This is a genomic window from Microbulbifer mixtoriginis (SeqCode), from assembly GCF_052467705.1.
Genome location: NZ_CP174322.1, coordinates 2139248 through 2152207, shown reverse-complemented (window position 1 = coordinate 2152207; position 12960 = coordinate 2139248). Strand labels below are relative to the sequence as shown.

The window sequence follows — 12960 nt, the reverse complement described above, 5'->3', positions numbered from 1 at the left end:
GCACCTAACCATCAGTTTCTGTGTAAGTGGTATGAAGAAAGAACAACAACATAAGCTTGAAATTCACCCCTGGGGCCTGCTGGAAAGAGAGTTTCAAGCGGATGACTACCCTCTTAACGCCACCCTATTCTCCCTGGGCAATGGCTTTATTGGCCTGAGAGGCACCTTTGAGGAAGGCTTTGATCCCGAGCCCTTTTCTGATGGCTGTTACCTCAATGGGGTCTATGCCAGTGAACCTATTCGCTACGGCGAGGCCGCTTACGGCTACGCCCGCAATAATCAGCGCATGCTAACGGTACCGGACGGCAAGGGTATTCAAATCTGGATTGATGGGGAGCGTTTCAGCCTCGCGGAGGGTGCACTACTTGAGTACGAGCGTCACTTGGATATGGCCAGCGCAACCCTTGCGCGCAGCCTCACCTGGCGTTCGCCTCATGGGAAAACTCTCAGGCTCAAAACCCAGCGCCAAATCTGCCTAACTGAAAAACACCTAGTGCTCATCCATGTTGAAGTCACTCCACTGGATTTTGATGGGGAAATAAGCCTGTTGACGGGGCTCGATGGCAATCTCGATCAAGCCGAGCACAGCGACGATCCACGTCTGGCTTCCCCCATCAATCAGGAGGATATCCAATGGCTGGATAACGTCGCTGATGGTGACTACTTGGCACTATCGCTCTCAGTCAGAAGTAGCGGCTATGAGGTTCGCTGCGCAGCCATACACCGCTTGCAGGCTAGTGCGGGTCACACCGTGACCAATCTACGTCATGAAAACCGAGTAGCCACCGAATATCGCTGCAATGCCCAGCGGGGCAAGCCCCTGTGCTTGACCAAATACCTAGCCTACTTCGCAGAGCAAAGTGCTGAGCCGATTGAAGCTGGACCATTGCGCAAATACCTTGAACTCAGCGCCAATAAAAGTTTTGCCGAATATGCCAAGGCCCAACGCTTAGAGATGGATAAATTCTGGCAAGAATCCGATATCCAGGTACTTGGTAACGACAGTCTACAGCAAGGTATTCGATTTAATCTTTTCCACCTATTCCAATCCCTTGGCAGGGATGGACGTACGAATATCGCTGCTAAAGGGCTCTCGGGAGATGGTTACGACGGCCATTACTTCTGGGATACCGAAATCTATGTATTGCCGTTTTTTCTCTACACCCAGCCCAATATGGCCCGCCACCTGCTGGAGTATCGCCACTCAATCCTGGATGCGGCCCGCGCCCGTGCCCGAGAGCTGGCGATCAGCAAGGGCGCCCTCTTTCCCTGGCGCACCATTGGCGGGGAGGAGTGCTCTGCATACTACCCTGCCGGCACCGCCCAGTTTCATATCAATGCGGATATCGCCTATGCAGTGCGCCACTACAGCCGAGTCACTGGTGATACGGAGTTTCTGCGGGAAAAAGGGGCGGAGCTGGTTATTGAGGGGGCCCGCCTATGGATGGAAATCGGCCACTTCAATCCTCGCCGCAACAACCAATTTTGTATTAATGAAGTCACTGGCCCGGATGAATATACCGCGTTGGTAGATAACAACTTCTATACCAACCTGATGGCCCGTGCGCATTTGGAGTATGCTGCAGAGGTATACCAGTGGCTGCAATCCTTTGATCCAGAAGCGTGCCTGGCCTTGGCCCAACGTATACAACTGGGCCCACAGGAACCCATGCTTTGGGCAAAAGCCGCAAAGGCCATGTACCTCCCCTACGACCAATCCCAAGGTATTCACCCGCAGGATGATGGCTTCCTCGACAAGCCAGTGTGGGACTTTGAGCAAACACCGGCAAATCATTACCCCCTGCTACTGCACTACCATCCACTGGTAATTTATCGACACCAGGTTTGCAAGCAGGCAGATGTAGTCTTGGGACTATTGCTCGAAAGTTCCGAGTTTTCCATTGAACAAAAACGCCGCGACTTCGACTTTTACGAACCACTCACTACGCACGATTCTACCCTATCCGCCTGCATCCACAGCATTATTGCCAGCGAGGTGGGATACCCGGAAAAAGCGCTCGACTACTTCCAGCAAGTAGCACGAATGGACCTGGACAATCACCACAATAATACCCAGCACGGTATCCATACTGCCTGTATGGGCGGCACCTGGATGTGCATGGTGCAGGGCTTTGCCGGTATGCGCCTGCGTGGTACCGAATTGCGCTTCGCCCCGTTTGTACCCGAGGGTATGGAAGGTTATCGGTTCCGCCTGCAATTCCGTGGTCGCACCCTGGAAGTGGACATCAATTGCAGTAATGCCAGCTATACCCTGATAACTGGCGAGCCCATCAACCTTCATCACGTCCATAAACCCGTATTTCTCGCAGCAGGCGAAACCCAAACATTTGAGATAGCACCACCAGTGGAGGTAACACAGTGATCTATCGTGCAGCAATTTTTGATCTGGATGGTGTACTCGCTGATACCGCACGACTACACCTGAAAGCCTGGCACCAACTGGCCCAAGAACTCAAACGCCCATGGGCTGAAGATACCAGTGAAAGGCTTAAGGGGCTGGAGCGTATGGCCTCACTGGAAGTGATTCTTGGGGAAGAGAGCGATCAGTTTAGTGAAAAGGAAAAGATCGATCTAGCTAGCAGAAAGAATAGTTATTATCAGAAACTGATTCGCAGCTTATCTCCAAAAGATCTACTGCCCGGTGCTGGGGAGCTTCTCGCCTGGTTAAACGAGAAACAAATCCCCATTGCCCTGGCATCAGCCAGTAAGAATGCGCCGGCCGTTTTGCAAGCATTGGAGATATCACATTACTTCTCAACAATTGCCGATCCAGAACAGTCCGCACCTAAACCCTGCCCGGATATTTTCCTCGCAGCAGCGCAAGGCCTACAAGTTGAACCTGAACTCTGTGTTGCCTTTGAGGATGCTGCTGCTGGAGTCGCTGCGATCAAAGCCGCCAAGGGAATGACTGCTGTTGGGGTGGGGAGTGAAAATTCCCTGAGAGAAGCTGATTTTATTGTCGGTAGCCTGTCGGAGTTCGCCCCTAAAGACTTTTTTCTTTCTGCTATCCACGCAGCTTCAATCAGTTAAATGTAAGAGCTGTTGCAAAATCAATATTCAAGCTGAATAGAAAGATTGCTCTCCTTCTATTCAGCGTTACTTGCTTTCTAATATTGTAAAGAGGTAGTTTACACCATAGTGACTACTAACAGTTTCTCCCTAAAGCTAAGCTTTACTGCTGCAGTATATTTAACACGCACTAAGGTTACTTCCAAAAACCAACCCAACAAAAATGAGATATGAAAGGAAGGGCCACCAATCAATAGGTTGGGGATAAATCACCCTATATCGCATATTTGGAAAATACGTCTACTCGAAGAAATAAAAAACAGAATAAGTATCTGGCCTGTCCTAAGAATTCACTGTGTGATAGAGCAAAATTACCACCCCCATTTCCCCAGACTTATAAACCCCAAACCAACAATCAACCCCCAAATATAGTAAGGAATATATGGCCTACAATGCTATAGATACCCCTTTTACCCCTTCATTTGCATGAGAACAACCACCCATCTAAAACTAAATAAACTTCAACATGTCGGAATTTATGGAGATTAACTTTTTAGCCTCAATCGATTGTGGATCAATCAGACTAAAATCAGCAAATTCAAATCCTGGCCCAACGGAGCAGCCTACCAAGACTGTCTTTCCAATAGGTTCAGCTGCCTGCCAAGTTCCAGCTGGAACAACCTGACAAAACGTATTATTATTGGACGAAATTTCCATCCTCTGAACATTCTTATCCAAGTCATTCCAAGTATAAAGATAGAGTCCTGCGCCTTGATATAAATTCCACACCTCATCCGATTGCACTTTATGAAATCGGCTTACCTCGCCTTTATCTAATGAAAAATAAATGTGAGTGAGCGCTGATCTTCTCTGCCCTTTGTTATTGGTCACCACTGCATTGGACCTGAACACTTCAAGAAATCTCCCCCCTTCAGGGTGTTCAGATAATTTGATAGGCTGCATGACTATTCCTTTAAAACCCATAATGAAATTAACAATAACCTTAAAATTGATCCCAACCAAAGAGGCACTTAATTCTCACGTTTTTCTTTTGACAGATTTTTGGCAATATTAGCTATCGCCTCGTCCATTGAAACCAAACCATTCAAGTAAGGCATCCAATACTTATCAAGAAGGGATTTATAATTCCAGCGCCCAACATATAAACCGTTCAGTGTTGCGTAATCTGTGAAATTTGGCTCTTCCTCTGAAATAACTCTTCTAACAACTTCACCAACTGTATAAAATTGAATTGGATGCCAAATATGTTTATGAGCCTTTAAGTCATATTTATCAAACTCACTGCTGATTATCCCTTGAAGTTTGCTTTTGCGATTCACACTGTTAGCATGTGTTAACTCATGAAAAAACATTTCTAATGCAAGCCAGCCTGAGTAATCTGAATAGGTACTATTGATAATGGTTTGAGAACTTCTTCCTGAAGTGGTAGCTCCCTGTCGCATACCAGGCTTATAGACAATATTTACTGTATGCGCATTTACTAGCAGTTTTTCACCAAAGAGGTCTTCGAGCCGGCTAGCAATTGGGTCACCATACACATCCAGCTTCTCCCGTAAACTTAGATACCACCTAAAGTTACTCTCTCTATGCAAACCCCACATTTGCTCATTATAAAGAGTGGAAAGCTCCTGCAAATGAACATATAAGTTATTATTAACTGATTCAGAATCGACAGGAGCACCTGGTAAAAGCAGGGCTGTCAGATCTGCCACTTCCCCGCTAGACCGAATAATATTAATATTTTGTTCAGCCCCATGTGTAATATAATCATTGATCGCCCTCTCGAAGAGGTACAAGTGATCAGCAACAATGCCCTCCTCCTTCTTTAGAGCCGCATATAGATTTTTATCTCTTGCCAATTCATACAAATATAGATGTAAATTCAATAACGGCTCATTTTTAAAGCTCACCAATCGCCAACTATCTAACTGGTCAGATGCCTTTTCTTCTGCGAGAACGGGAAAAACTAAAGAGAGAAATATTAGAGCAAGTAGAAATGGACGAAGCATTAGAAAAGCACCAGCGGGTTATTCTTATAAGGCAAGGGAAGAGTGACTCTGATCGATCATCCTCCCAATATGGTAAGAATATAACTTCCATAAGGAGCCCCTGCAAATAAGTACTGCTGTTCAAGCTAGGGGCAATCCTCAGTCACGGGTATAAAATCAATTGCGTGCAGCGAAACAATGCTAACTTTTTACCCGTACTCTTACAAACTACAGAAGCATCCCATACCTGAGTGGTCCGCCCCTTATGAACAGGTGTTGCAGCACAAAGAACAACCCCATCCCGAACTGTTCCCAGATGATTCGACTTCAGTTCAACAGTAGTAAAGCCAGAAGCCTTTTCTGGTAATTTCGCCAAGCAACCAATGCCACAGGCCGTATCGGCCAAAGAAACGACGCTACCAGCATGCAAGTAGTCATTAGGTGCCAGATGAGACTCCAAAATTCTCATCTCTGCATGGATCTCGCCCTCAGCAACTTTCACAAGTTCAATCCCGAGAAGCCCTGGAAGTTTACCTTCGCAAATCTTGTTGTAATAGTTATGGTCTTTCATATAAACCCTTATTAACAGCTAACCGGTCAAAATAAAAATCTTCTTATACCTAGGTTACACAGCAAACTCACAAGGGGAGTGTAATTTTTTCTGTACATAATAATTATTTTTCCAGAGGCCTTCTTAAATAGAGGGCAGCATTGTAAAGAGCCTTACCCCACCTAGCATTCCTTTGCACATTACTATTTATGATAGAAAACTCTGAAACTACTTGGAAATTACCTTATAGCAGGGAACATACTCTTTACCCGGCAGCTTCATTCTCTGCTGTTTCACAAAAGACTCCAGCATAATATCAATGCTGCGCATAATGCTCGAATCACCACGCAGCTCATAAGGTCCATACTCCTCAACCATCCGAATCCCTTCATTTTTCACATTACCAGATACGACGCCAGAGAATGCACGTCGCAGGTTGGCGGCTAATAGATAAGGTTCTTGGCTTTTATGTAAGGCGAGGTTCAGCATACTTTCATGAGTTGGTATAAACGGCTGCTGAAATTCGTTAGCGACTTTTAACTTCCAGTTAAAATAGTAGGCGTCATCCGTTGCTTTGCGGAAGGACTTGACCTCTTGTATGCCTACCGACATTTGTCTAGCCACTTCCTGTGGGTTATCAATAATAATTTGGTATCTTGAACGAGCTTCCTTACCCAAAGTTGAGGCGATAAATTCATCAATACGAACAAAATATTCCGTTGCACTAGGTGGGCCGGTGAAGATAACAGGGAATGGTTGATCCTTATTTTCTTCGTGTAGGAGTATCCCCAGGAGATAGATGATCTCCTCAGCAGTACCTGCCCCCCCTGGGAAAACCACAATGCCATGGCCTGTACGCACAAAAGCTTCTAAACGTTTTTCAATATCTGGGAGAATAACCAGTTGATTGACGATTGCATTTGGTGCCTCTGCAGCAATAATACCGGGTTCGGTAACACCAAGGTACTGGCCATGGCGATCGCGCTGCTTGGCATGGCCTATTGTGGCACCTTTCATTGGCCCCTTCATTGCTCCCGGCCCACAACCGGTACAAATATCAAGGTGGCGCAGAGCCAACTCATAACCGACCTGCTTAGTGTAATCGTACTCTTCAGATAAGATTGAGTGCCCTCCCCAGCATACTACTAGCCTAGGCGTGCGGACTCTATCGAAGGTACCGGCATTTCTCATAATATGAAAAACCGCATCGGTAATACCCTGAGAAGATGTTAAGTCATGTAACTTACTGCCGGTAATTTCACTATTTACATAAATAATATCTCTCAATACCGCAAACAAATGCTCTGCAATACCACTGATAATTTTTCCATCAACAAAAGCACTGGCCGGGGCGTTTCTAAGCTGTAGTTTTATACTGCGTTCTGTGGGGACAACAGAGATATCAAAATTAGCAAAGGTTTCCAGAAGCTCCTTACCATCATCCATAAAACCGCCACTATTTAGTACCGCTAGTGAGCAGTTTCTAAAGGTTTGGTATTGTGAACCACGGCTCTCGCTACTAAGCCGATTAATTTCATACTTGGATAGGATCTCAAACTGCCCTGTAGATGAAACCTGTGCATCGATAAGATCAATAGACATGCAACCCTCTTATTGAACTGAAATTGGGATCTTTACAGAAAATAGTGTTCTGGTGCTATAGAAGTGTAATCTAAGTTGATGACTAGGCTTCTTTTTTAATTAAACCGAGGCAATTGGATTTAATAGCCAAGAAAAGTTGACGTACAACTAAACCATTCACCTGAGACAGGAAGTGCCAACAGAGGAATACAGGCTTAACTCTTTAGGACTGAGTCGCGATTCACATTATTTTGACCCAGTTTACATCTTGATCACAGGTACTCTTTGGCAGGTCATTGCAAGTGGGCACTACTTATTAAGCCCGCACCATGAAAACCGCCCCACCTATTGGTTCAGGCTTAATTTGAAAATTACCCTATTTAGGGGCAGCACATTACCAGATCAACCCTGAGCACATTTAAAAATAAAAATTCTCACCAAAATTGAGCCCGGGATTCTTTAATAGCATCAAACTTTAGTTTGATGTCCTACGTCCCAGGCCTTCTTCTGGGGAAGCCTTAACTTTAGATAAAAGTTGATTCAGCTCTTCAAGTACAATCCACGGATCGGTTTCATCGTACAGATGCGAGGAGTATTTCATAATTACATGCTTGGCGTTGTCACTAATCTTGGTGAGTTCAATTTGCGACTGATCCCAAGTCCTGTTATAAGCATCTACATCTGCATAACTCATTTTAGTCTGACGAATTGCGGTATGTGGCAACCCTCTACTCATAACCGTGATTGGAATCTCTTTCTTTAACTTATAACGCTCTGGTTTTGATGCAGACTCTGCAAAATCTTCGAAGGAATGCTTTTCCTTTTCCCACGCCATAATCCACTGCATCGTTGCCCAGCCCTCCTTGGATAAAGAAGACTTCAGGTTTCCGTACCAGGATTCATGGGCGGAATCCACAAATAGAAGGGCAGACACCCTACTGGGGTTTTCACTTGCAAATGCCCTTACTACTAAACCACCAAATGAGTGGGCCACAAGAACTACGGAATCCCATTTTTTAAACTCCACGAAGGCCTCAAGCTCAGCAGAAAGCGCATCCATCAATCTAACTTTTGGAACAGCATGCATACTTTTTCCAGCTCCAGGCCGATCGTAGATACAAAGCATAAAATCATTAGAAGAGAATTTATGAAAGGTATTTTTATAGGTACTATGGGCATCTAACCCCATACCTGAAACCATCAATACTACTTTTTTCCCCTCACCCTCCTCTTTACAAAGATAGGATATTGCATTCCCTCCAATGGTAACAAACTCATATTTATGCTCATCATGCGCCCAAACTGAGCAACAAAGAACACTGAGAAGAAATGCGGTATAAATTTTCATAATCTTCCTTGGAATTTATAGCTTACATAATATCTACGGTGAGTATCGGCACCCAAACTATTATCAAACCAGTAACTCCTATCCCTCATTCACCTAAATCAAATAACACTATTTACCCGACACAGACGTAGTTCTTAATGCTGCATATTTAACTGAACAATATGCCTGCCGAAAGAACAACTCGTACAACTTACCAATTTATCCAGCAACATCTACAGGCACTATCCCAGAAAAACTATGCCAGGGAAATCACTATAATATTTACTTTATAAGAGTCTCAATAATTGCTAGGGACAATAATCAATCTTAATAATGCTGAAAGTTCGACCAATCCAGGCATTTTATAGACAAGTGGCAAGAAGGCAGGCATAAAAAAGCCGCACAATAGGAATTGTGCGGCAAAGCTCAGAAAACCTGCGGGAGAGGTTTGAGTTAAACTAGAAGTCGTAAGCGATGCTTAACTTGATATTGCGCGGCAGGATATAACGAACATTGGTTGCCTGAGGATCCCTTGGATCTCCCTCGGTAATGCCCTCCTCATCGGTGAGGTTATCCAGTGCAAGCTGAACGGTAATATCGCTTAAGTAAGCCACTGCTCCAAAATCAACCTTGGTATAACCCGGCAGCGTCACCGAGTTTTTACTGTCATTGAAACGATCACCTACTCGGCTTACGCCACCAAACACTGCCATATCAATATTGTTGATCGTGAAATCGTAGTTCTGGCTTAGGCGTACTTGGTACTCGGGCTGGCGCATCACTTGATTGCCTTTAAAGTCACCACTGGTGATTTCTGGCTTCTGCAAAGTTGCATTCAGGCCCAAAGTGAAGTCACCCCAGTGGGCCTTGCCATCCAGCTCAAGACCCAACGCCTCTGTTTCCAGGCGGGCGCATGTGGTGCTACCAATAATGCAATCAGGCATTCCCTGGGTTTCATTGTAGAAAAGGGTGGCAAACAGCGAGTAGTCTTGATCCTGCAGCTTGTAGCCCAGCTCATATTGGTCGATATCGATAATCAGATCGGAACCCGCACGGAAGCTCTCGCCAAACTCGCGATAATTATCAAAGTCCGCAAATTTGAAGCCTGAATTTATACGGAAGAAAGCCCCCATGTTCTCAGCGAAGGCCCAATCTACTGCAGCTGTATAGGCAGTACCCTCTTCATCCGCCTTATAGGTGTTAAAAATACCATCACGAACACCTTCATCTACTGAGTAGTTTGTTTCACGATTTGCAGAGCGCACACCCAAATCAAAAGTGAAATCGCCCAGGTAAAACTCACCTGCAATGTAGAATGCGTTTTCTCGGGCATCACCTACCGCTTCAAGATCATGGCTCCAACAGAGAACTGGGTCGAGTTCTTTATCATCACAAGAAATATCGCCAGCAACTTGCTCACCATCATGGCCAAGCACATAGTACGCTTGGTTTCCAAGACTCCACCACTCATCAACTTCCCAACTAGAAGTGTAATAGCCTGCGGTTACCTTAAAGTCATCCCACTCTTTGGCTAGGCTGATATCGTTGGTCGTTGCCTCAATATCTTTTCGTACTACCCAAGCACCGAATTGCTGCAACAAAGTATCATTACTGACCTCAGCCCCAGACACGGTAGTAGCTGAAGTCACGCTTGTACCATCGTCGTATCGCAACTCACTGGGTAATACAGGACGACCATTGGGAACAAAGCCTAAAGTATCGGCATTACCGCTGGTCAAACCAAAACGCTCAGTAAGACTCCAACCATTGCCCAGGTCCAGCTCAAGGTAGGCACCAGCTACGCTGCCGTCCCAACCACGGCCTTCTCCCATATCAAAAGTTTCCCAGCGCGTTTCAGAGCCACCATTTCCGTCGGCCTGGGAAATGGGTACTGAAACCTTGCGATTGCTGGGACCCACTTGGGTGTAGTCAGTTGCCAGGAAGGAAGCATTTGGCAGATACCAGGTGCCAGTATCTTTAGTATCTCGTACGTAGAAACCGGCTTTGCCGTTGTCCATCTCTTTAGTCAGGTGCAAGGTGAACTGGTGACCTTCTTCCGCATCAAAACCGGCATCGCGAATACCGGGAGAAGAACTCACATACCCACCCATCATGTAGTACACATCTTCGCTGAGCTTCCCGGTCAGAAGGGCATCAGCCCTTTGAAGGTCATAGTCCGAAGTGGTGTATTTAAAGCGACCCTCGGTCTCTTCGGTCCCCTCTTTCAAAATGAAATTGGTCGTGAGGCCCGGCTGGCCGTTAGAGTAAACCGGGTTAGGGCCACCGCGCAGGCCTTCTACGCGCTGGATAGTCTCATCCACCCGGAATAGAGAAGAGTTTTCCATGAAAGAAAGAGTCGGTGCCGGGTAAAGTGGCAAGCCATTCATAGAGACCGTAACAAACGGCGCGTCACTGCCGCCCGGAAATCCCCGTACATCAATGTTTGCGCCAGATACCCCGCCAGAGCTTTCAACCCAAAGACCTGGGATAGACTTCAGCAAATCTGCAGTACTAGACGGGGAAGCTTTACCGATTTCATCGTCACTCAGGGTTGTGATTGAAAAGCTCGCATCCAGCTTTTTTATACCGGCACCACCTGGGGTTCCCGTGGTGATCACTTCCTCAATCACCCTATCTTCAGACGCCAATGGTGAAGCGGCTTCCTGAGCTGTGGCATAGCCCCAGAAGCCCAGCTGCATGGCCCCAAGAGGTATAGCCAGCGCTAGAGGATTCTTCTTCATTAAAACTTCCCTCTCATCGTCATTCTTATTGGATTTTGAGATGTGTCTGGTACACGCCAATGCAAACGATTGCAATTTATGTACCCGTCCTGTGAGACGACACTTTGGAACAACTATAAAGCAGGATTGCAATCGATTGCAATGCGGGTGACAGGGTAATTTGTGGCCATTTCCTGTATTTGGTCATATTTGCTAAGGAAGTAAGATTCCGCCAGACATCCTCCCGGTGAAGTGAGCAGACGCTGCCACAGACCCTAAGACGTATTTATTGCTTTGAAAGGGGTCAATGCGTTTCTAAAGTAGAATTATGCGAATGTACGGAAGGAATCCTTGTTGTAGCTGACAAGGATGCATTTAGAAGTTCAGTGCCACCATTGAGGGCTCAAAATGACCAGTTCTTCATGTCATCAGGCGGACAACCACTCCCATAAGCACGGCCCCCACTGCGGGCATGCCGCTATACGGCATGGAGACCATGTTTGTTATTTGCACAATGGCCATCTACACCATCCCCACCATGGCCACTACGATGAGCACGTGCTGGAAGTCAGCAGCAGAAATCCCGCGAGCTGCAATCCTATCACTACCAGCACACACGCCACTCATGTCCATGGGGAAAACTGCGGACACGAACGTATTCCCCATGGAGATCACTTCGATTACCTGGTAGACGGACACCTGCATCATGTACACGGTGATCACTGTGATGATCATGGCCCAGTGGAAATGATACAGGAGCAGTAGGGGCCTACTGAGAAGCAGAGGCGGGGTTGATTGTGCGAAGAGCCAAACAGACTTAAGGTTACACTATCAACCCTTGCCTGCTTTCGAAGAAGGTGAATACCCCTTTACATCCAAGAGACCCACAAATAAATACTCTTAGTAAAGGCTCATTTTCTGACTTAAACCCAAGACTCCGATTATCTCCCCAATAACCCTCCTCTCCAGATAACTACGCTGCATCATCTGAAGCAAAAGTACAATTTGGATTTCCTCATAACATGACATTACTTTTCAGGGGAAGTAGTGACCCCAGGGTTATAATCCCCCAGCTACAAGTCCCCTAGGAGCTTTCTTTGTGCCCGAGATTCATATTTTGACCGCCTTCCTTGGTGCATCTGCCCTATTGGCCATCTCACCAGGTCCAGATTTAGTGTTGATATCGACCTACTCCGCCACAAGAGGTTTTTTAGCTGGATTTTTAATCGGTTTGGGGATTTTCATTGCAGGACTTATTCAAACGCTACTCGTCGCATTTGGCCTCGGCCAAATAATGCAGGCCATGCCATTGGTCGCCATAGTTGTAAAAACTGTCGGAGCCCTCTATCTTGCCTGGCTTGGATTTAATCTATTGCGTAGCTGGCGCGCCAACCTCTCTGTTCAGAACACTCAACCTGTAACAGAAAGGCTAACTCCTTGGCAGCTCCTCAGTAGAGGCCTGATTAATAATTTAATGAATCCGAAGGCGCTTTTATTTTTTAGCTTATTCTTACCGCAGTTCACCACAAGTACAGAGCCCCTTATGCCCCAAATATTACTTCTTGGCATTCTGCTCAGTACCACAGCCCTCATAGTCAATACAATATTTTCTCTTTCATTTAGCAGGTTGGGACACGTATTTAAACAGCCCGCCGCATTTACTCGACATTCGGAGGGCATCCTGGGGGCTATCTTCCTCGGCCTTGCCGCTCGCTTAGCAACTGAACGCTAGCCGGGTGAAAT

Annotated in this window: 10 protein-coding genes; 4 read left to right on the top strand and 6 right to left on the bottom strand. The window is 46.1% G+C overall.

Annotation, left to right across the window (positions count from 1 at the left end):
• Nucleotides 1-31: 31 nt before the first annotated feature.
• Nucleotides 32-2383, top strand: coding sequence for a glycoside hydrolase family 65 protein (locus ACJJIB_RS09675; protein ID WP_444888708.1), 2352 nt, complete (start codon nt 32-34; stop codon nt 2381-2383).
• Entirely contained in the window at nt 2380-3051 is a 672-nt protein-coding gene (pgmB, locus tag ACJJIB_RS09670; RefSeq protein WP_444888707.1) for a beta-phosphoglucomutase, read from the top strand. The genes ACJJIB_RS09675 and pgmB overlap by 4 nt, the downstream gene beginning before the upstream one ends.
• A 489-nt stretch (nt 3052-3540) precedes the next feature.
• On the opposite strand, the gene ACJJIB_RS09665 is transcribed toward pgmB, so the two are convergent.
• From ACJJIB_RS09665 to ACJJIB_RS09640, 6 genes are all read right to left on the bottom strand, one after another.
• Nucleotides 3541-3993: a cupin domain-containing protein gene (locus ACJJIB_RS09665; protein WP_252085504.1), complete on the bottom strand. Its 453-nt coding sequence runs from the start codon at nt 3991-3993 to the stop codon at nt 3541-3543.
• A 68-nt stretch (nt 3994-4061) separates the two neighbouring features.
• On the bottom strand, nt 4062-5060 hold the full coding sequence (locus tag ACJJIB_RS09660; RefSeq protein WP_444888706.1) for a hypothetical protein: 999 nt from the start codon (nt 5058-5060) through the stop codon (nt 4062-4064).
• A gap of 142 nt (nt 5061-5202) precedes the next feature.
• Nucleotides 5203-5610 (bottom strand): PaaI family thioesterase, encoded by a 408-nt coding sequence (locus ACJJIB_RS09655; RefSeq protein ID WP_444888705.1) that lies wholly within the window; start codon nt 5608-5610, stop codon nt 5203-5205.
• Nucleotides 5611-5817: 207 nt separating this feature from the next.
• On the bottom strand, nt 5818-7191 hold the full coding sequence (gene ppnN / locus ACJJIB_RS09650) for a nucleotide 5'-monophosphate nucleosidase PpnN (protein WP_444885314.1): 1374 nt from the start codon (nt 7189-7191) through the stop codon (nt 5818-5820).
• Nucleotides 7192-7645: 454 nt separating this feature from the next.
• Nucleotides 7646-8518, bottom strand: coding sequence for an alpha/beta fold hydrolase (locus ACJJIB_RS09645; RefSeq protein WP_444888704.1), 873 nt, complete (start codon nt 8516-8518; stop codon nt 7646-7648).
• A 437-nt stretch (nt 8519-8955) separates the two neighbouring features.
• Nucleotides 8956-11238, bottom strand: coding sequence for a TonB-dependent receptor (locus ACJJIB_RS09640; protein ID WP_444888703.1), 2283 nt, complete (start codon nt 11236-11238; stop codon nt 8956-8958).
• Nucleotides 11239-11625: 387 nt separating this feature from the next.
• Between ACJJIB_RS09640 and ACJJIB_RS09635 the strand changes: the two genes are divergently transcribed.
• Both ACJJIB_RS09635 and ACJJIB_RS09630 read left to right on the top strand, forming a co-directional pair.
• Nucleotides 11626-11982 carry a hypothetical protein gene (locus tag ACJJIB_RS09635; RefSeq protein WP_444888702.1) on the top strand — a complete coding sequence of 119 codons (357 nt, stop codon included), beginning with the start codon at nt 11626-11628 and terminating at the stop codon, nt 11980-11982.
• A 334-nt stretch (nt 11983-12316) separates the two neighbouring features.
• Nucleotides 12317-12949, top strand: a complete 633-nt coding sequence (locus tag ACJJIB_RS09630; RefSeq protein WP_444888701.1) for a LysE family translocator — start codon at nt 12317-12319, stop codon at nt 12947-12949.
• The last annotated feature ends 11 nt before the right edge of the window (nt 12950-12960 follow it).

Bases quoted from the DNA above. Each gene is read 5' to 3' on its own strand.
- ACJJIB_RS09635 (WP_444888702.1), top strand. From the start codon at position 11,626: ATGACCAGTTCTTCATGTCATCAGGCGGACAACCACTCCCATAAGCAC.
- ACJJIB_RS09660 (WP_444888706.1), bottom strand. From the start codon at position 5,060: ATGCTTCGTCCATTTCTACTTGCTCTAATATTTCTCTCTTTAGTTTTT.
- ACJJIB_RS09640 (WP_444888703.1), bottom strand. From the start codon at position 11,238: ATGAAGAAGAATCCTCTAGCGCTGGCTATACCTCTTGGGGCCATGCAG.
- ACJJIB_RS09665 (WP_252085504.1), bottom strand. From the start codon at position 3,993: ATGCAGCCTATCAAATTATCTGAACACCCTGAAGGGGGGAGATTTCTT.
- ppnN (WP_444885314.1), bottom strand. From the start codon at position 7,191: ATGTCTATTGATCTTATCGATGCACAGGTTTCATCTACAGGGCAGTTT.
- ACJJIB_RS09645 (WP_444888704.1), bottom strand. From the start codon at position 8,518: ATGAAAATTTATACCGCATTTCTTCTCAGTGTTCTTTGTTGCTCAGTT.
- ACJJIB_RS09675 (WP_444888708.1), top strand. From the start codon at position 32: ATGAAGAAAGAACAACAACATAAGCTTGAAATTCACCCCTGGGGCCTG.
- ACJJIB_RS09655 (WP_444888705.1), bottom strand. From the start codon at position 5,610: ATGAAAGACCATAACTATTACAACAAGATTTGCGAAGGTAAACTTCCA.